The sequence below is a fragment of the Mycobacterium sp. E787 genome, from assembly GCF_001668725.1.
Classification (GTDB): domain Bacteria; phylum Actinomycetota; class Actinomycetes; order Mycobacteriales; family Mycobacteriaceae; genus Mycobacterium.
Window position 1 is genome coordinate 314,087 of sequence record NZ_LZKL01000033.1, and the last position, 18,597, is coordinate 332,683.

Below are 18,597 nucleotides of genomic sequence, written 5' to 3' on the forward strand. Positions count from 1 at the left end.
CAAGAGGTCTACACCCGCACGGCGGTCAGCCCGCGGTTTCGGCGGTGCTCCACTTCTCCTCGATACGCCCGAAGCGCCAGACCAGCAGGGCGATCGCCCAGGTCACCACGAAGAGGCCGACGACGGCGAAGCCGACGGTGTTGAGGTCGAGGCCGCCCAGCCATCGCCAAAACGGGCCGCGCCACCCCAGCTGGTCGGCGAACAGGTCGAGGAGTTCGACGCTGCCGATCAGCAGGGCGACCGCGACCGAGAGCCCGGTGATCGTGATGTTGTAGTAGATCTTGCGGACCGGGCTGGCGAAGGCCCAGCCGTAGGCGAAGTTCATGAACGAGCCGTCGATGGTGTCCAGCAGGCACATGCCGGCGGTGAACAGCACCGGCAGACACAGGATCGCGTACCACGGCAGGCCGGCCGCGGCGCTGGTCCCCGCCAGCACCAGCAGCGCGACCTCGGTGGCCGTGTCGAACCCGAGCCCGAACAACAGCCCGACCGGGTACAGGTGCCAGGACTTGGTGACCGAGCGGGTGAACCGCCCGAGGAATCGGTTGATGAGCCCGCGGTTCTGCAACTGCCGTTCGAGTTCGTTGTCGTCGTACTCGCCGCGGCGCAGTCGCACGAACACGCGCAGGATGCCGACCAGCACGATGACGTTGAGCAGGGCGATCAGGTACAGGAACACGCCGGAGACGCCGGTGCCGATCAGCCCGGTGTAGTGATGCAGCGCCGAGGAGTCGTCCTCGACCGGTGCGACGACGGACCTCACCCCGGCCGCCAACAGCAGCGCCAGCGCGAACACCACCGAGGAGTGGCCCAGCGAGAAGAAGAACCCGACGGCCAGCGGGCGCTGCCCGTCGCTCATCAGCTTGCGGGTGGTGTTGTCGATGGCTGCGATGTGGTCGGCATCGAAGGCGTGCCGCATCCCCAGGGTGTAGGCGGTCAGCCCGACGCCGATGCCAAATGCCTTGCCGCCCAGGCTCAGCCGCTCCGGGTCGACGATCACCACCAGGGTGGTCCAGCCGACGAGGTGCAGTGCGGCGATCACCGCCACCATCGATCCCAGCCTCCACCACTCGGCCGGCGCAAGCGCGCCCCGAAGCCTGGTCACCCGCACGACATTAGGAGCGGCCGCGAGCCAATTGCAAGTCGATTGCAGGAGTCGCGGGCCGAAAACTGGCGATCCCGCGGAGCGGGCGCGACACTGAACGGGTGACGCCCAAGGCCGTGCAACAGGGCCCCGTGCTGGACCCGGCCGTCACCGAACGCATCGGTGACATGCTTCGGGCCCACGGGCTGCGCCGGATGGCGTCGCGGATCCAGGTGCTGGCGGTCCTCGAGCCGGTCAGGGGGCACCTGCCGGTGGCGGAGATCCACCAGCGGGTGCGCGCCTGCCTGCCGCCCGGCGCCCAGCCGCCCGACGTCGCGACCATCTACCGCACGGTGACCACCCTGGTCGATCAGGGGGTGTTGCACGCGTTGACCCTCGACGGCGGCGTCGCCACCTACGGGCTGGCAACCGCGCCCCATCACCACGCGGTGTGCACCCGGTGCGGCTCGATCATCGAGGTGCCGGCCCGGCAGCTGAGCTCGGCGCTCGAGCACGCGATGGCGGGCAGTTCGTTCGCGCTGTCGGAGGCGGCCGGCCTGACGCTGCGCGGTCTGTGCCCAAAGTGCCAGCGCGGCTGACAATGGCGGCGACCCGCCGCGCCCGGCTACGCCGCGCTTGCGATCGCCGCTGGGTCGATGGCGGCGACCCGCCGCGCCCGGCTACGCCGCGCTTGCGATCGCCGTCTAACCCAGGCCCAGTAGGGCGTTCTCGACCACCTCGGGCAGCGCCGGATGGATCCAGTACTGGCCGCGCGCCATCTCCCTGGCGGTCAGCCCGAAGCTCATCGCCTGGATCAGCGGCTGGATGATCGACGACGCCTGGTGGCCCAGGATGTGGGCGCCCAACAGGCGTCCGCTGGTGCGCTCGGCGATGAGTTTGACCAATCCGGTGGTGTCTTCCATCGCCCAGCCGTAGGCGACGTCGGCGTAATCCTGCACCGCGACCGAGATGTCGAATCCGCGTGCGATGGCCTGATTTTCGGTCAGCCCGACGGTCGCCAGCTGGGGGTCGGTGAACACCGCCGACGGCACGAACCGGTGGTCGGTGACGGCCATCGACGCGGTGTCGTCCCAGTCGCACAGCAGGTTGTGCTGCACCACCCGGGCCTCGTGGTTGGCGACGTGCTTGAGCTGATAGGGCGACGAGACGTCGCCGAGCGCGAAAACGCCGCGCGCCGACGTGCGTTGGTATTCGTCGACCACCACCCGGCCGTCCTGCACGTCGATGCCGGCCTGCTCGGCGCCCAGCAGGTCGCCGTTGGGCAACCGGCCGGTCGCCACCAGCAACACGTCGGCGTTGAGGGTGGACCCGTCGTCGAGTTCCAGGGCGACGCCGGAGCCCCGGTTGGCGGCGCGCGCGACCATCCGGTGCGTGCGCAACTCCCATTTGCGCGAGGCGATCCGGGTGAACCGTTTGCAGATCGTGTCGTCGAAGTGGCGCAGCAGCGTGGAGCCCCGGACGATCAGCGTGACCCGCACGCCGAGCGCGGAGAAGACGTGCGCGAATTCCGTTGCCACAAAGCCGCTTCCGATGATCACCAGGTGCTCGGGCAGCTCGGGGATGCGCATGATGGTGTCGCTGGTGTGGTAATGCACGTCGGACGCCAGGATCGTGGACGGGATCACCGGGCGGGACCCCGCCGCGATCACCACCTGGTCGGCGGCGAACTCTTCGCCCGCGTCGGTGCGCAGCAGGTAGCGCCCGTCGGGCTGAACCGGCCCGAACCGGGTGTGCCGTTCGTACAGGTCGACGTTGGGCAACGAGCGCCGGTACTCCTCGCCGCTCATCGAGATGGGGTCGATGCGCCCGAAGATGCGCGAGACGATGTCGTCCCAGCGCACCCGGTCGATGCGCGCGTCGACGCCGTAGCGCGCCGCGTCCCGGACGGTCGCCGCGACCTCGGCGGCGTAGACGAACATCTTCGTCGGGATGCACCCGACGTTGAGGCAGGTGCCGCCGAACGTGCCGTGTTCAGCGAGCGCCACGCGTTTGCCGGCATAGCGCTCGTCGGGAATGGTGTTGCCCGAACCGGTTCCGATGATCGCGAGGTCGTAGGTTTCCATCCCCGGGCCCTCACCCCTTCCCCGGGGAAGCCGACGCCGGGCTGTCGTCGCTATTCTCGCCGCGCAGGTAGTCGTCCAGCCACACGTCGAGGTGGCGATAGGCCATCCGCCGCGGCTCCGGCAACGACAGGAACACGTCGTGCTTGGCGTCGGCCACCGGCACGACGGTGGTGCGATTCCCGATGCAGCCGGCCCACCTGGCGATCTGGGTGACGTCGAGAACCGCGTCGCCGCGGTGCATGGACTCCGGGTCGTCGGATTCGGCCACGCTGTGGTCCGACCGCAGGATCAGGTTCGGCACGCCGACCTCGAGCCCGCGTTGCAGCCTGGTGTGCCCGCGGCGGATGGCGTGCAGCCAGCCGAACGTGATCGGGAAGCCGCCCACCGGCTTCCATTGCAGGTCGTAGTCGAATTCGCCGTGGTAGTCGCGGTGCAGGGTGGTGCCGTAGCCACCCTCGGTCGGCGTCCGGACCACGCCCCTGGACCGCACCCGCGCCAGGCCGGCGATCAGCGCCGACGTCAGCGAAAGGCGCAGCAGCGCCGGGCCGTGCAGATCCAGGAACGGGCTGTTGAGCACCAGGCCGCGGACGCCGGAGTGCGCGGCGGGATCCCGCCGCCGCAGCCGGTCCAGCCATAGCGAGACGATCAGCCCGCCGGAGGAATGGCCGTACACCAGCACCTTGGTCTGTGCCGCACCGCCGGTGGCCGGCTCGCGGATGACCGACAGGGCGTGGCCGAGTTCGCCGTCGTAGTGGGCCAGGTCGGTGATGAAGTGCGGGGTCTGGCCGTCGCGCCGGGACCGGCCGCATTTCTGGAGGTCCAGCGCATAGAAGGCGAAGCCGCGGTCGGCGAAATGATCGGCCAACTCGGTGTGGAAGAAGTAGTCGGTGTAGCCGTGCACGGCCAGGACCGCGTGCTCATCGGCGCCGGTGGGCTCGCCGCGCCGGATCAGCGTCGCCACGATGTCGCCCTCGCCGGCGGGATCCGACCCGAGCGGGATGGTGCGCTGCCAATAGCCGGGCAGCACGTCGGGCACCCAGCCAGTCGCCCCGCCAGTCACCAGGCCAGCTTAGAGGTTTTGCTGGTCACCGGTGGGCCGCACGTCGTCAGTCCCCGGAGGGGGTCGGGATAACCTGGGACGGTGTCAGGGCTGGCCGGAATCGCACGCACGGATGTCGTGCTGGTGGGCGCGGGCATCATGAGCGCAACGCTGGGCGCGTTGCTGCGTCGGCTGGAGCCCGACTGGTCGATCACCTTCGTCGAGCGCCTGGACGCCGCCGCCGCCGAGAGCAGCAGCCCCTGGAACAACGCCGGCACCGGGCACTCCGCGCTGTGCGAGCTGAACTACACCCCGCAGAACCCCGACGGCTCGATCGACATCACCAAAGCGGTTCGCATCAACGAGCAGTTCCAGGTGACCCGCCAGTTCTGGGCGTACGCCGTCGAGAACGGCATCCTGACCGACCGCGGCTTCGTCAACACGATCCCGCACGTCAGCTTCATGCGCGGGGCGCAGCGCGTCGACTACCTGCGGCGGCGGCAGCGCGCGCTGGCGGGCAACCCGCTGTTCGCGCGCACCGAGTTTATCGACGACGCCGACGAGTTCGCGCGCCGGCTGCCGTTCATGGCCGCCGGGCGCGACTTCTCCGAACCCGTCGCGCTGAACTGGGCGGCCGACGGCACCGACGTCGACTTCGGGGCGCTGGCGCGGCAACTGATCGGCTTCTGCGTGCGGGGCGGCGCCACGGTGCTGTTCGGCCACGAGGTGCGCGACCTGGCCCGCCGATCCGACGGCGGCTGGACGCTGCTGGTCCGCAACCGCCGCACCGGCGAAAAGCGCCGCCTGAACGCCAAATTCGTCTTCGTCGGCGCCGGCGGGGACGCGCTGCCGCTGCTGCAACGGTCGGGCATCAAGGAGGTCAGGGGCTTCGCCGGCTTCCCGATCGGCGGGCGGTTCCTGCGCGCCGACAACCCGGCGCTCACCGCCGCGCACCGCGCCAAGGTGTACGGCGCACCGGCGCCGGGGGCCCCGCCGCTCGGCGCGCTGCACCTCGACCTCCGGCTCGTCAACGGCAAGTCCTGGCTGGTGTTCGGGCCGTACGCCGGCTGGTCGCCGAAGTTCTTGAAACACGGCCACTTCACCGATTTGCCCCGCTCGATCAAGCCCGACAACGTGCTGTCGATGCTCGGCGTCGGGGCCACCCAGCTGGCACTGGTCAACTACCTGATCGGCCAGCTGCGGCTCTCCGAACCGGACCGCGTGCGCGCGCTGCGCGAATTCGCGCCCAGCGCAAGCGATTCCGATTGGGAGCCGACGGTGGCCGGCCAGCGGGTCCAGGTGATCCGCCGCGACAGGCGCAAGGGCGGGGTGCTCGACTTCAACACCACCGTGCTCAGCGCCGCCGACGGCAGCATCGCCGGGCTGCTGGGCGGCTCCCCGGGGGCCTCGACCGCCGTGCCGGCCATGCTCGACGTGTTGCGGCGGTGCTTCGCCGACCGCTACGACTCGTGGCTGCCCGCGCTCAAGGAGATGGTGCCGTCGCTGGGCGTGCAGCTGTCGCGCGAGCCACGGTTGTTCGAGGAGGTGTGGTCCTGGGGGACCGAGGCGCTGCGGCTGGAGGCGTCGTGAGTCGCGCCGGCGGCGATGCAGTGGGGGCACCACCCGCTTGCGGGGGAGAGTGGCGCGCATGAGCGAAGCGCTGCGTCGCGTGTGGTCCAAAGACCTCGACGTCCCAACGCTTTACGAGCTGCTCAAGCTCCGGGTGGAGGTGTTCGTGGTCGAGCAGGCCTGCCCGTATCCCGAGCTCGACGGGCGCGACCTGCTCGCCGAGACCCGCCACTTCTGGCTCGAGACGCCCGACGGCGAGGTGATCTGCACGCTGCGGCTGATGGAGGAGCACGCCGGGGGCGAGAAGGCCTTCCGCATCGGCCGGCTGTGCACCAAGCGCAGCGCGCGCGGCCAGGGCCACACCACCCGGCTGCTGCGCGCCGCGCTGGCCGAGGTCGGCGACTACCCGTGCCGGATCGACGCCCAGACCTACCTGGCCGACATGTACGCCCAGCACGGATTCGTCCGCGACGGCGAGGATTTCGTCGACGACGGAATCCCGCACGTCCCCATGCTCAAGCCCTCGCGCCCGCCTCCTCAGGCCGACGGCCGGCCTGCATCGTCGGCGGGCGGGCCCGGTTCGGGATCGGCGCAGCAGCCGTGAAGCCGTATCCGTTCAGCGCGATCGTCGGGCACGACCGACTGCGGCTCGCCCTGCTGTTGTGCGCCGTGCGGCCCGAGATCGGCGGGGCGCTGATCCGCGGTGAGAAGGGCACGGCGAAGTCGACCGCCGTGCGCGGGCTGGCGGCGTTGCTGTCGGCGGCGACCGGGGAGGGCGATCTCGTCGAAATGCCTTTGGGCGCAACCGAAGACCGGGTGATCGGCTCGCTGGACCTGCAGCGGGTGCTGCGCGACGGCGAGCACGCGTTTGCCCCGGGCCTGCTGGCCCGCGCGCACGGCGGCGTGCTGTACGTCGACGAGGTCAACCTGCTGCACGACCACCTGGTCGACGTGTTGCTCGACGCCGCGGCGATGGGCCGGGTGCACGTCGAGCGCGACGGCATCTCGCATTCGCACGAGGCGCGTTTCGTCCTGATCGGCACTATGAACCCGGAGGAGGGCGAGCTGCGCCCACAGCTGCTGGACCGGTTCGGCCTGACCGTCGACGTGCACGCGTCGCGCGACGTCGACGTCCGCATGGAGGTCGTCCGGCAGCGCATGGCCTACGAGGCCGACCCGGACGCGTTCGCGGAGCGCTACGCCGACGCCGACGCCGAACTGGCCCGCCGGATCGGCACGGCCCGCGCGCTCGTCGACGACGTGGCGTTGCCGGACGCGGAGTTGCGGCGCATCGCGGCGCTGTGCGCGGCGTTCGACGTCGACGGCATGCGGGCCGATCTGGTGGTGGCCCGCACCGCCGTCGCGCACGCCGCGTGGCGCGGGGCCGGCACCGTCGAGGAGCAAGACGTCCGGGTGGCGGCCGAACTGGCGTTGCCGCACCGGCGCCGCCGCGACCCGTTCGACGACCCCGGCATCGACCGCGACCAGCTGGACGAGGCCCTGAGGCGGGCCGGCGCCGAAGACCCCGAGCCCGATCCGGAGCCGCCCGGCGGCGGACAGGCCGCTGATGACCCTGCGCCACAACAAAATTCGCACCCGCCCGCGAGCACGTCGAAACCCAGCGCCCCGCCGTCGGCGACGTTTCGCACCCGGGCGCTGACCGTCCCGGGCGTCGGCGAGGGCGCGCCGGGCCGGCGGTCGCGGGCCCGCAACGCCTCGGGCAGCGTGGTGGCGGCCACAGACGGCACCGACGCCGGCGCCACCGGACACGGGCTGCACCTGTTCGCCACGCTGCTGTCGGCCGCCGAGCGCGCCGGGGCGGGGCCGCTGCGGCCGGAACCGGCGGACGTCCGCCGGGCCATCCGCGAAGGGCGCGAGGGCAACCTGGTGATCTTCGTGGTCGACGCGTCGGGGTCGATGGCCGCCCGGGACCGGATGGCCGCGGTCGGCGGCGCCACCCTGTCGCTGCTGCGCGACGCCTATCAGCGCCGCGACAAGGTCGCCGTGATCACGTTCCGTCAGCGCGGCGCGCGGCTGCTGCTGCCGCCGACGTCGTCGGCGCACATCGCCGGTCGCCGGCTGGCCCGCTTCGACACCGGCGGCAAGACCCCGCTGGCCGAGGGCCTGCTGGCCGCGCGTGAGCTGATCGTCCGGGAGCGGGCCCGCGACCCGGCGCGACGCCCGCTGGTCGTCGTGCTCACCGACGGCCGGGCCACCGCCGGACCGGACCCGTTGGGGCGCAGCCGGATCGCCGCGGCGCGCCTGCTCGCCGAGGGCGCCGCCGCGGTGGTCATCGACTGCGAGACGTCGTATGTGCGGCTGGGTTTGGCCGGCCGGCTCGCCGAGCAACTCGGCGCGCCGGCGGTGCGGCTGGAGCAGTTGCGCGCCGACCACCTGACGCACGCCGTGCGCAGCGTGGCCTGAGGTAAGCATCGATGCCACAAGGACAACCACTCGAAGTGCCCGACGACGGCCTCACCACCCGGGCGCGGCGCAACACGCCCGTGCTCGCGGTGCATACCGGCGCGGGCAAGGGCAAGTCGACGGCGGCGTTCGGAATGGCGTTGCGGGCCTGGAACGCCGGGCTGCGCGTGGCGGTGTTCCAGTTCGTCAAGAGCGCGAAGTGGAAGGTGGGCGAGGAGGCGGCCTTTGCCCGGCTCGGCGAGGTCCACGACCGGGACGGGGCCGGCGGAGAGGTCGAGTGGCACAAGATGGGCGCCGGGTGGTCCTGGTCGCGCAAGGCGGGCAGCGACGTCGATCACGCGGCGGCCGCGGCCGACGGCTGGGCCGAGATCTCCCGCCGGCTGGCCACCCACCGCCACGACTTCTACGTGCTCGACGAATTCACCTATCCGCTGAAGTGGGGCTGGGTCGACGTCGACGAGGTGGTGGACACCCTGCGGGCCCGGCCCGGCCACCAGCACGTGGTGATCACCGGGCGCGACGCCCCGCCGCGGCTGGTCGAGGCCGCCGACCTGGTGACCGAGATGACCAAGGTCAAGCACCCGATGGACGCCGGGCGCAAGGGGCAGAAGGGCATCGAGTGGTGAGCGTCCCGGCGGTGGTGATCGCCGCACCCGCGTCGGGCAGCGGAAAGACCACTGTGGCAACGGGTTTGATCGGAGCGCTGCGCCGGGCGGGCCACACCGTCGCGCCGTTCAAGGTCGGCCCCGACTTCATCGACCCCGGCTACCACGGCCTGGCCGCGGGCCGTCCCGGTCGCAACCTCGATCCGGTCCTGGTGGGGGAGCGGCTCATCGGCCCGCTCTACGCCCACGGCGCCGGCGGGGCGGACATGGCGGTGGTCGAGGGCGTGATGGGACTGTTCGACGGGCGGATCGGAACGGCAGCCCCCGCGGCGGGCTCCACCGCCCACGTCGCCGGCCTGCTGGGCGCCCCGGTGATCCTGGTGGTCGACGCGCGCGGCCAGAGCCACAGCATCGCCGCCCTGCTGCACGGCTTTTCCACCTTCGACCCCGCGACCAGGGTCGGCGCGGTGATCCTCAACCGCGTCGGCTCGCCCAGGCACGAGCAGGTGCTGCGCCGGGCCTGCGAGCAGGCCGGCGTCCCGGTGTTTGGCGCGATTCCGCGCACCGCCGAATTGGAGCTGCCGACAAGGTATCTGGGGCTCGTGACCGCCGTCGAGTACGGGCGTCGCGCGCGCGAGGCGGTGGAGGCGATGACCGCGCTGGTCGCCCGCCACGTCGATCTGGCCGCCGTGGTCGCGTCCGCCCGGTGCCGGCAGGCCGGCCGGCCCTGGGACCCCGCCGCGGAGGTGGGCCAGGCACCGCGCGGGCGCGCCACCGTCGCCATGGCGAGCGGCAAGGCGTTCAGCTTCGGCTATGCCGAGCACGCGGAGCTGCTGCGCGCGGCCGGCGCCGACGTGGCCGAGTTCGATCCGCTCTCCGACGGGCTGCCCGACGGCACGGACGCGGTGTTGCTGCCCGGCGGCTTCCCGGAGCAGTTCACCGCCGAGCTGTCCGCCAATCACGTTGTGCGGCGGCAGATCAGCGACCTGGCCGCTGCCGGCGCCCCCGTGCACGCCGAATGCGCCGGGCTGATCTATCTGGCCTCCGAACTCGACGGCCACCCGATGTGCGGGGTGCTGGCCGGCTCGGCGCGGTTCACACCGCGCCTCACGCTGGCCTACCGCGACGCCGTCGCCGTGGCCGATTCGTCGCTGTATTCCGCCGGCCAGCGGGTGGCCGGACACGAATTCCACCGCACCGCAATCACTTTCGCCGACACCTACCAGCCGGCCTGGGTGTACCGGGGTGACGACGCGAACGAGAAAGCCGCCGTCCGGGACGGCGTGGTGCGCGGCGGGGTGCACGCGTCTTACCTGCACACCCACCCGGCCGCGACGCCGGGGGCGGTGGCGCGCTTCGTCGCCCACGCCGCCAAGGCGCGAACGTAACCGCGCTGCCAAGAACGGCGCGCCAATTCGCAGTGCAGTTACGCTCGCGGCGCCCGCACGGCCAACCACTAGGCTTGCCCGGTGACCGAGAACGCCTACCTGGCCGGACTGCGGCTGGCCGGCAAGAAGGTCGTCGTGGTCGGTGGGGGGACCGTCGCTCAGCGCCGCTTGCCGCTGCTGATCGCCAGCGGCGCGGACGTGCACGTCATCTCCCGCAGCGCCACCCGCGCCGTCGAGGCGATGGAGGGAATCGCGCTGTCGCTACGCGAATACCGCGACGGCGACCTGGACGGGGCCTGGTATGCGATCGCCGCCACCGACGACGCGCGGGTCAACGCCGCCGTCGTCGCCGAGGCCGAACGCCGCCAGATCTTCTGCGTGCGGGCCGACGTCGCCGTCGAGGGGACCGCGGTGACCCCGGCGACGTTCAGCTACTCGGGGTTGTCCGTGGGGGTGCTGGCCGGCGGCGAACACCGCCGCTCGGCCGCGATCCGGTCCGCGATCCGGGAGGCCCTGCAGCGGGGGCTCATCACCCCGGAAGGCCCGGCGAGTTCCGAGGCCGTCCGCGGCGGGGTGGCGCTCGTCGGTGGCGGTCCCGGCGACCCCGAACTGATCACGGTGCGCGGCCGCCGCCTGCTCGCCCAGGCCGACGTCGTGGTCGCCGACCGGCTCGCGCCGCCCGAACTGCTCGCCGAGTTGGCGCCGCACGTGGAGGTCATCGACGCCGCCAAGATCCCCTACGGGCGGGCCATGGCCCAGGACGCGATCAACGACGTCATGATCGAGCGGGCCCGAGCCGGCAGCTTCGTCGTCCGCCTCAAGGGCGGGGACCCCTTCGTGTTCGCGCGCGGGTATGAGGAGGTGCTGGCGTGCGCCGAGGCCGGCATCCCGGTGTCCGTGGTGCCGGGTGTGACGAGTGCCATAGGCGTTCCCGCGCTGGCCGGCGTCCCGGTCACGCATCGGGCGATAAATCACGAGTTCGTGGTGGTCAGCGGCCACGTTGCGCCGGGGCACCCCGAATCGTTAGTGAATTGGGATGCATTGGCAGCCATGCGCGGCACCATCGTTTTGCTGATGGCGGTCGAACGCATCGAATTGTTCGTCGATGCCCTGCTCAAAGGCGGCCGACCTGCGGATACGCCGGTGCTGGTGGTCCAGCACGGGACGACGGCGGCCCAGCACACGTTGCGGGCCACGCTGGCCGACACGCCGGAGCGGATCCGCGCCGACGGGATTCGACCTCCCGCGATCGTGGTAATCGGGGCTGTGGTGAGCCTTGGCGACGCTCGGCGTTTAAACGATTCTTAAGATTACTGTAAGGTAACCCGTTATGACGGCTCTCAACGACTCAGAGCGCGCGGCCCAGAACTGGGCATCCGCGCGCCCCGATCGTCCGGCCCCGGCGCGCGCCACGCGCCCGGCGGAGACCGCCTCAACACGGATCGGCAGGTATTACCCCACCTGGCTGCCTTCGCGCCGCTTCATCGCGGCCGTGATCGCGATCGGCGGCATGCAGCTGCTGGCGACCATGGACAGCACCGTCGCCATCGTCGCGCTGCCCAGGATCCAGAACGAGCTGAGCCTGTCCGACGCGGGCCGCAGCTGGGTCATCACCGCCTACGTGCTCACGTTCGGCGGCCTGATGCTGCTCGGCGGGCGGCTCGGCGACACCATCGGGCGCAAGCGGACCTTCATCGTCGGCGTCGCGCTGTTCACCATCTCCTCCGTGCTGTGCGCGGTCGCCTGGGACGAGGCGACCCTGGTCATCGCCCGGCTGCTGCAGGGCATCGGATCGGCCATCGCGTCGCCGACGGGCCTGGCGCTGGTGGCGACCACGTTCCCGAAGGGCCCGGCGCGCAACGCCGCGACGGCCGTGTTCGCCGCGATGACCGCGGTCGGCTCGGTGATGGGCCTGGTGGTCGGCGGTGCGCTGACCGAGGTGTCCTGGCGGATGGCGTTCCTGGTGAACGTGCCGATCGGGCTGGTGATGATCTACCTGGCCCGCACCTCGCTGCGGGAGACCAACCGCGAGCGGATGAAGCTCGACGCCGCCGGGGCCATGCTGGCCACGCTGGCCTGCACCGCCGCCGTCTTCGCCTTCTCGATGGGTCCGGAAAAGGGCTGGGTCTCGGTCACCACCATCGGCTCGGGCGCGGTGGCGGCGGCGGCCGCGCTGGCCTTCATCGTGGTGGAGCGCACCGCCGAGAACCCCGTCGTGCCGTTCAAGCTGTTCCGCGACCACAACCGGCTGGTCACGTTCGCCGCGATTTTGCTGGCCGGCGGACTGATGTTCAGCCTGACGGTGTGCATCGGCCTGTACGTGCAGGACGTCCTGGGCTACAGCGCGCTGCGCGCGGGCGTCGGCTTCATCCCGTTCGTCATCGCGATGGGGATCGGGCTGGGCATCTCCTCGCAGCTGGTGTCGCGGTTCTCACCGCGGGTACTGACGATCGGCGGCGGACTTCTCCTGTTCTGGGCGATGATCTACGGCTCGTTCTTCATGCACCGCGGCGTGCCCTACTTCCCCAACCTGGTGGCGCCCATCGTCGTCGGCGGGATCGGGATCGGCATCTGCGTGGTCCCGCTGACCCTCTCGGCGATCGCCGGCGTCGGCTTCGACCAGATCGGCCCGGTATCGGCCATCGCGCTGATGCTGCAGAGCCTGGGCGGGCCGCTGGTGCTGGCCGTCATCCAGGCCGTGATCACCTCCCGCACGCTGTACCTGGGCGGCACCAACGGCCCGGTGAAGTTCATGAACGACCTGCAACTGCACGCGCTGGACCACGGTTACACCTACGGCCTGCTGTGGGTCGCGGGCGTGGCCGTGATCGTCGGCGCCGCGGCGCTGCTGATCGGCTACACCCCCGAGCAGGTCGCCCACGCGCAAGAGGTCAAGGAAGCGATCGACGCCGGCGAGCTGTAGCTCGCCGTCCGTCTCGAGAGTGCCGCTGCCGGCGGTCCCACCCGGGAAACGCGTCGCTGGTTGCACTTTCGGCCGTCGGGCGGCTGCCGTCCCACCACCTGCCGCACGTTAGGCTGGCCCGCTGTGATCACCCGGATGTCCGAGCTGTTCCTGCGCACCCTGCGCGACGACCCCGCCGACGCCGAGGTGCCCAGCCACAAGCTGCTCATCCGGGCCGGCTACGTCCGGCCCGTCGCGCCCGGGCTGTACAGCTGGCTGCCCCTGGGATTGCGGGTGCTGCGCAAGATCGAACGGATCGTCCGTGACGAGATGAACGCGATCGGCGGCCAGGAGATCCTGTTCCCCGCCCTGCTGCCGCGCGCGCCGTACGAGGCGACCAACCGGTGGACCGAGTACGGCGACGGGGTGTTCCGCCTGCAGGACCGCCGTGGCAACGACTACCTGCTGGGGCCGACCCACGAGGAGCTGTTCGCGCTGACCGTCAAGGGCGAGTACAGCTCCTACAAGGACTTCCCGCTGCTGCTGTTCCAGATCCAGAACAAGTACCGCGACGAGGCGCGGCCGCGGGCCGGCATCCTGCGCGTCCGGGAGTTCCTGATGAAGGACTCCTACTCGTTCGACGTCGACGACGCCGGGCTCAAGGCCGCCTACCACGCGCATCGCGAGGCCTATCAGCGCATCTTCGCCCGCATGCAGGTGCGCTACGTCATCGTCTCCGCGGTGTCGGGGGCGATGGGTGGCAGCGCGTCCGAGGAGTTCCTGGCCGAAAGCCCCGTCGGCGAGGACACCTTCGTGCGGTGTCTGGAGTCCGGCTACGCGGCCAACGTCGAGGCGGTCGTCACCGCCCGCCCCGAGGCGCGCCCGATCGAGGGGCTGCCCGCGGCGGTGGTCCACGACACGGGGGACACCCCGACCATCGCCACGCTGGTCGCATGGGCCAACACGGCCGGCCTCGGCCGCACCGTCACCGCCGCCGACACGTTGAAGAACGTCCTGCTCAAGGTGCGCCCGCCCGGTGGCGAGTGGGAGCTGCTGGCGATCGGGGTGCCCGGCGACCGCGAGGTCGACGAGAAGAGGCTGAGCGCGGCGCTCGAGCCCGCCGACTACGCGTTGCTCGACGACGCCGACTTCGCCCGCCACCCCTTCCTGGTGAAGGGCTACATCGGCCCGAAAGCTTTGCGCGACAACGGGGTTCGCTACCTCGTCGACCCGCGCGTGGTCGACGGCACGAGCTGGATCACCGGGGCCGACGAGTCCGGCCGGCACGTCGTCGGGCTGGTGGCCGGCCGGGACTTCACCGCCGACGGCACCATCGAGGCCGCCGAGGTGCGCGACGGCGACCCGTCGCCGGACGGGGCCGGCCCGCTGGTGTCGGCGCGCGGCATCGAGATCGGCCACATCTTCTCACTCGGCCGCAAGTACACCGACGCCTTCACCGTCGACGTCCTCGGCGAGGACGGCAAGCCGGTGCGCCTGACCATGGGTTCCTACGGCCTCGGGGTGTCGCGGATGGTGGCCGTGATCGCCGAGCAGCACCACGACGAGCTGGGCCTGCGCTGGCCGCCGGCCGTCGCGCCGTTCGACGTGCACCTGGTGATCGCCAACAAGGACGCCGAGGCCCGCGCCGGGGCGACCGCGCTGGCAGCCGAGCTGGACGCGCTGGGGGTCGAGGTGCTGCTCGACGACCGCCAGGCGTCGCCGGGCGTCAAGTTCAAGGACGCCGAGCTCCTGGGCGTGCCGTGGATCGTCGTGGTGGGCCGGGGCTGGGGAAACGGGGTGGTCGAGCTGCGGGACCGCTTCTCGGGTCAGACCCGCGAGCTCGCCGTCGGCGAGTCGCTGGCCGCCGACGTCGTGGCCGCCCTGAACCGCTAGCCGGACTACTCGTTGCCGCCGGGGAAGCTCGTCGTGATGGGCCAGGCGCCCAGCACCCGGTTCCAGCGGGCGGCCATGACGGCGCTCTGCGTCAGGGCCGTCGACGCGAACGCCCGGTCGTCGGCCGTCTCCGCGCGCTCGATGACCGCGCGCCAGGCCGTCGCGCCGTCGTTCTCCATCCGCGCCGCCAGCCGCGCCGCGTCGGCCGCGCTGCCCACCACCATCGGCAACTGATAGCCGGGGGCGGCGACCGGGGCGTTGACCTTGCGCGCGGCCAGCATCGCGATGACGTCGTCGCGGCGCTGCCGGTGCTGACCCAGGGCCTCCACCACCATGCCGTTGACGCTGGGGGGCGTGAGCGCCGACACGATGCCGTAGCCGTAGATCGTCGAGTGCTCGACGGCCAGCGCGTCGCACAGCGCGGCGTTGTCGGCGTCTTTCCCGGACGTCATACCGGGCCGGACGTCATATGGACGGCCCCCCGGGCACCAGCGCCACCTGGTAGGACGCCGTGCACGAAGCCGCGATGGACGCCAGCAGGCCCGAGCGGTAGCCCGACTCGGTGGTCACCAGGCGGCCGGCGCTCTCGGCCGACGCCCGCAGCGAGTTGATCACGTCGGACACCGGCGGTGGCGGCGGCGGCGGGCCGGACGGCTCGGCGGCGCTGGGGCTGGGGCTGGTCGTCTCGCTCGCCGAGGTGGCGAGCTTGCCGGCGGCCCGGGAGATCTCCGTGGACAGGGCGCGGGCATGCGCGGCGCGTTGGGTGGCGACCACGGTCAGCGCGGCCGCGATCTGCGGCGCGACGCCGATGGCCGCGGCGGCGGCGCCGGCGAGAGCGCTGTCCTTGCGGGCCTGGTCCAACGGCCCCAGCAGGTTTTCGACGGCGGGCGGCTTGGGCGGGGACTCGCCGCAGGCGGACGCGACCACCCCGAACGCGGCAAGGGCCGCGGCACCGGCGAGCACACCCCGCCTGTTGGTGACGGGTACTGCGCTAGGCACAGCAACATCCTGCCATCGGCGGGCCCGGTCACGACGGAGGGCAGGTCCGGGGACCGCGACCGCGCCGCGATCACGCCGTCATCGGCGATTCCTGGCGTATCGTGGATAGCTGACTGCAGACCGGAGCCGCCCGGAAGCCGCCCGGGTGGCGACATCCGGCGGACGACCGGACAACTCAAGATGAGGAGCTCGCCGTGACCACCGGGCTACCTTCGCAGACGCAGGTGATCGAGTTACTCGGCGGAGAGTTCGCGCGCGCCGGTTACGAAATCGAAGACGTGGTCATCGACGCCCGGGCGCGCCCGCCGCGGATCACGGTGATCGCCGACGGTGACGAACCCCTCGACCTCGACACGGTCGCCGGCCTGTCGCGTTCGGCCTCGGCTTTGCTGGACGGCCTGGACGGCGCCCCGGACGGTTACGTGCTCGAGGTCAGTTCCCCGGGCGTGGAGCGCCCGCTGACCAGTGCGAAGCACTTCCGCCGCGCCCGCGGCCGCAAGGTCGAGATCGCGCTGTCGGACGGGTCGCAGCTGACCGGCCGGCTCGGCGAGACCCGCGACGACACGGTCGCGCTGGTGCTCCGCGCGGGCCGGGACTGGAGCATACGCCACATCCCGCTCCACGAAATCGTGAAAGCCATTGTGCAGGTTGAGTTTTCGCCACCGGCACCGGAGGAGCTCGAACTGGCGGGGGCGGTGCGGGGTCGGCCGGACAGGACGGAGGCCGAAGCATGAACATCGACATGGGCGCTCTGCACGCGATCGAGGTGGACCGGGGCATCTCGGTCACCGAACTGCTCGAGACCATCAAATCCGCGCTGCTGACCGCCTACCGGCACACCCAGGGCCACCAGATGGACGCCCGCATCGAGATCGACCGCAAGACCGGCGTCGTGCGCGTGATCGCCTGCGAAACCGACGAGGACGGCAACGTCATCAGCGAATGGGATGACACCCCCGAGGGTTTCGGGCGCATCGCGGCCACCACCGCGCGCCAGGTGATGCTGCAGCGGTTCCGGGACGCCGAGAACGAGCGGACGTACGGCGAGTTCTCCACCCGTGAGGGCGAGATCGTCGCGGGCGTCATCCAGCGCGACAGCCGGGCCAACGCGCGTGGGCTCGTCGTCGTGCGGATGGGCACCGAGACCAAGGCGTCCGAGGGCGTGATCCCGGCCGCCGAGCAGGTCCCCGGTGAGAGCTACGAGCACGGCAACCGGATCCGCTGCTATGTCGTCGGTGTGACGCGCGGGAGTCGCGAGCCGCTGATCACGCTCTCGCGGACCCATCCCAACCTGGTGCGAAAGCTGTTCTCGCTCGAGGTCCCCGAGATCGCCGACGGGTCGGTGGAGATCGTGGCGGTGGCCCGCGAGGCCGGCCACCGCTCCAAGATCGCCGTGCGGTCGAACGTTCCCGGCCTGAACGCCAAGGGCGCCTGCATCGGCCCGATGGGGCAGCGGGTCCGCAACGTGATGAGCGAGCTCTCCGGGGAGAAGATCGACATCATCGACTACGACGAGGATCCTGCCCGCTTCGTCGCCAACGCGCTGTCGCCGGCCAAGGTGGTCTCCGTGTCGGTCATCGACCAGACGGCCCGGGCCGCCCGCGTGGTGGTACCCGACTTCCAGTTGTCGCTGGCCATCGGCAAGGAGGGCCAGAACGCCCGGTTGGCCGCACGGCTCACCGGGTGGCGGATCGACATCCGCGGCGATTCGCCCGGGCAAAGCGAGGCGCAGTCCGAACACGGCGCCGGCCATCCGGTGGCGCACGACCGCTAGCGGACCTCCCGCGGCTCATCCTCGGGCGGTTCTGACCTCTGGAAAACGGACGCTAGACTGAGCCGTGATCCAGCGCGAACTTTCGGCCCCGGCGCACAGAAGCACTGATGGACCCGTGCGGACGTGTGTGGGGTGCCGGAAGCGAGAGCTGGCCGCCGAACTGCTTCGAGTGGTGGCTGGGTCGACGGGGAACGGCGAGTATGCCGTGCTCGTTGACACGGGCAGTAGCCTGCCGGGGCGGGGTGCCTGGCTGCATCCCACACCGCAGTGCGCGCAACAGGCGATCCGGCGGCGGGCTTTCGCGCGAGCGTTGCGCATCGCCGGTCCACTGGACACATCCGCGGTGGCCGAGCACTTGGGAGTGCACGGCTCGCCCGGCAACAGAACAGGTAGCTAAGAACATGAGCACACCGTGAAGTCCCGATGACAATGCGTCATAGCTAATACCCGAGGCGCGGCCGGCCGCTGTCGCCTCATAGACAGGAGATGTAGTGGCAGGTAAGGCCCGCGTACACGAGTTGGCCAAGGAACTCGGTGTCACCAGCAAGGAAGTCCTCGCCCGACTGAACGAACAGGGCGAATTCGTCAAATCCGCATCGTCGACGGTAGAGGCGCCGGTGGCTCGCCGGCTACGCGAGTCCTTCGGGGGCGGCAAGCCGGCCCCCGCCAAGGCGGCCGCCAAGGCCCCGGACAAAGCCCTGGACAGGGCGCTCGACAAGGCGATCAGCAAGCCCGCCGGCAACGGCGCGGCCGCGTCCCCGGCCGCCGCGCCGGCCAAGCCCGCCGCCGGTGGCGTGGCCGCCGCCGCCGCCGCCCGGACGGCCCCGGAAACCTCC

18 protein-coding genes are annotated in these 18,597 nt (G+C 71.4%); 13 read left to right on the plus strand and 5 right to left on the minus strand.

Going from position 1 to position 18,597, the window contains the following annotated elements:
* Positions 1-25: 25 nt before the first annotated feature.
* Positions 26-1,111 (minus strand): HoxN/HupN/NixA family nickel/cobalt transporter, encoded by a 1,086-nt coding sequence (locus tag A5705_RS07165; protein ID WP_067880515.1) that lies wholly within the window; start codon positions 1,109-1,111, stop codon positions 26-28.
* A 161-nt stretch (positions 1,112-1,272) separates the two neighbouring features.
* On the opposite strand from A5705_RS07165, the gene A5705_RS07170 reads away from it, so the two are divergent.
* On the plus strand, positions 1,273-1,683 hold the full coding sequence (locus A5705_RS07170; protein WP_067880623.1) for a Fur family transcriptional regulator: 411 nt from the start codon (positions 1,273-1,275) through the stop codon (positions 1,681-1,683).
* A 105-nt stretch (positions 1,684-1,788) separates the two neighbouring features.
* Here A5705_RS07170 and mtr read toward each other — a convergent pair whose 3' ends face one another.
* Both mtr and A5705_RS07180 read right to left on the minus strand, forming a co-directional pair.
* Positions 1,789-3,168 carry a mycothione reductase gene (gene mtr / locus A5705_RS07175; RefSeq protein WP_067880519.1) on the minus strand — a complete coding sequence of 460 codons (1,380 nt, stop codon included), beginning with the start codon at positions 3,166-3,168 and terminating at the stop codon, positions 1,789-1,791.
* Between the two features lie 10 nt (positions 3,169-3,178).
* Positions 3,179-4,228, minus strand: a complete 1,050-nt coding sequence (locus tag A5705_RS07180) for an alpha/beta hydrolase (RefSeq protein ID WP_231964341.1) — start codon at positions 4,226-4,228, stop codon at positions 3,179-3,181.
* A gap of 90 nt (positions 4,229-4,318) precedes the next feature.
* Between A5705_RS07180 and mqo the strand changes: the two genes are divergently transcribed.
* The 8 genes from mqo to A5705_RS07220 all read left to right on the plus strand — a co-directional run bounded on the left by mqo (position 4,319) and on the right by A5705_RS07220 (position 14,988).
* A complete protein-coding gene (gene mqo, locus A5705_RS07185) occupies positions 4,319-5,797 on the plus strand; it encodes a malate dehydrogenase (quinone) (RefSeq protein WP_067880626.1) in 1,479 nt (492 codons plus the stop codon).
* Positions 5,798-5,855: 58 nt separating this feature from the next.
* Positions 5,856-6,380, plus strand: a complete 525-nt coding sequence (locus tag A5705_RS07190) for a GNAT family N-acetyltransferase (RefSeq protein ID WP_067880525.1) — start codon at positions 5,856-5,858, stop codon at positions 6,378-6,380.
* The gene (locus A5705_RS07195) at positions 6,377-8,200 is read left to right on the plus strand and encodes a magnesium chelatase subunit D family protein (protein WP_068276456.1); all 1,824 of its coding nucleotides are present in this window, start codon (positions 6,377-6,379) and stop codon (positions 8,198-8,200) included. Before A5705_RS07190 ends, A5705_RS07195 begins: the two co-directional genes overlap by 4 nt.
* 11 nt (positions 8,201-8,211) lie before the next feature.
* Positions 8,212-8,826 (plus strand): cob(I)yrinic acid a,c-diamide adenosyltransferase, encoded by a 615-nt coding sequence (gene cobO, locus A5705_RS07200; RefSeq protein ID WP_067880531.1) that lies wholly within the window; start codon positions 8,212-8,214, stop codon positions 8,824-8,826.
* Positions 8,823-10,193 carry a cobyrinate a,c-diamide synthase gene (locus A5705_RS07205; protein WP_068276459.1) on the plus strand — a complete coding sequence of 457 codons (1,371 nt, stop codon included), beginning with the start codon at positions 8,823-8,825 and terminating at the stop codon, positions 10,191-10,193. The genes cobO and A5705_RS07205 overlap by 4 nt, the downstream gene beginning before the upstream one ends.
* A gap of 81 nt (positions 10,194-10,274) precedes the next feature.
* On the plus strand, positions 10,275-11,501 hold the full coding sequence (gene cobA / locus A5705_RS07210) for a uroporphyrinogen-III C-methyltransferase (RefSeq protein ID WP_067880537.1): 1,227 nt from the start codon (positions 10,275-10,277) through the stop codon (positions 11,499-11,501).
* A gap of 22 nt (positions 11,502-11,523) precedes the next feature.
* Positions 11,524-13,116 (plus strand): MFS transporter, encoded by a 1,593-nt coding sequence (locus A5705_RS07215; RefSeq protein WP_067880540.1) that lies wholly within the window; start codon positions 11,524-11,526, stop codon positions 13,114-13,116.
* Between the two features lie 123 nt (positions 13,117-13,239).
* The gene (locus A5705_RS07220) at positions 13,240-14,988 is read left to right on the plus strand and encodes a proline--tRNA ligase (protein ID WP_067880543.1); all 1,749 of its coding nucleotides are present in this window, start codon (positions 13,240-13,242) and stop codon (positions 14,986-14,988) included.
* A gap of 5 nt (positions 14,989-14,993) precedes the next feature.
* Here the strand turns inward: A5705_RS07220 and A5705_RS07225 are convergent, their stop codons facing one another.
* On the minus strand, positions 14,994-15,440 hold the full coding sequence (locus A5705_RS07225; protein WP_067880546.1) for a ferritin-like domain-containing protein: 447 nt from the start codon (positions 15,438-15,440) through the stop codon (positions 14,994-14,996).
* Between the two features lie 13 nt (positions 15,441-15,453).
* Positions 15,454-15,987 (minus strand): hypothetical protein, encoded by a 534-nt coding sequence (locus A5705_RS07230; RefSeq protein ID WP_068276461.1) that lies wholly within the window; start codon positions 15,985-15,987, stop codon positions 15,454-15,456.
* Between the two features lie 194 nt (positions 15,988-16,181).
* Here A5705_RS07230 and rimP point away from each other — a divergent pair, with 194 nt between their 5' ends.
* From rimP to A5705_RS07245, 4 genes are all read left to right on the plus strand, one after another.
* A complete protein-coding gene (gene rimP / locus A5705_RS07235) occupies positions 16,182-16,721 on the plus strand; it encodes a ribosome maturation factor RimP (protein WP_067880552.1) in 540 nt (179 codons plus the stop codon).
* Positions 16,718-17,761 (plus strand): transcription termination factor NusA, encoded by a 1,044-nt coding sequence (gene nusA / locus A5705_RS07240; protein ID WP_067880554.1) that lies wholly within the window; start codon positions 16,718-16,720, stop codon positions 17,759-17,761. The genes rimP and nusA overlap by 4 nt, the downstream gene beginning before the upstream one ends.
* A 64-nt stretch (positions 17,762-17,825) precedes the next feature.
* Positions 17,826-18,158: a YlxR family protein gene (locus A5705_RS27010; RefSeq protein WP_197516986.1), complete on the plus strand. Its 333-nt coding sequence runs from the start codon at positions 17,826-17,828 to the stop codon at positions 18,156-18,158.
* Between the two features lie 94 nt (positions 18,159-18,252).
* Positions 18,253-18,597 (plus strand): translation initiation factor IF-2 N-terminal domain-containing protein (locus tag A5705_RS07245; protein WP_197521241.1); only part of this gene is annotated, 345 nt, incomplete at its 3' end.

What these genes read in the sequence shown, in the direction of transcription:
- A5705_RS07170 (WP_067880623.1), top strand. Translation starts at nt 1,273, where the DNA reads ATGCTTCGGGCCCACGGGCTGCGCCGGATGGCGTCGCGGATCCAGGTG.
- mtr (WP_067880519.1), bottom strand. Translation starts at nt 3,168, where the DNA reads ATGGAAACCTACGACCTCGCGATCATCGGAACCGGTTCGGGCAACACC.
- A5705_RS07225 (WP_067880546.1), bottom strand. Translation starts at nt 15,440, where the DNA reads ATGACGTCCGGGAAAGACGCCGACAACGCCGCGCTGTGCGACGCGCTG.
- A5705_RS07215 (WP_067880540.1), top strand. Translation starts at nt 11,524, where the DNA reads ATGACGGCTCTCAACGACTCAGAGCGCGCGGCCCAGAACTGGGCATCC.
- A5705_RS07190 (WP_067880525.1), top strand. Translation starts at nt 5,856, where the DNA reads ATGAGCGAAGCGCTGCGTCGCGTGTGGTCCAAAGACCTCGACGTCCCA.
- nusA (WP_067880554.1), top strand. Translation starts at nt 16,718, where the DNA reads ATGAACATCGACATGGGCGCTCTGCACGCGATCGAGGTGGACCGGGGC.
- cobO (WP_067880531.1), top strand. Translation starts at nt 8,212, where the DNA reads ATGCCACAAGGACAACCACTCGAAGTGCCCGACGACGGCCTCACCACC.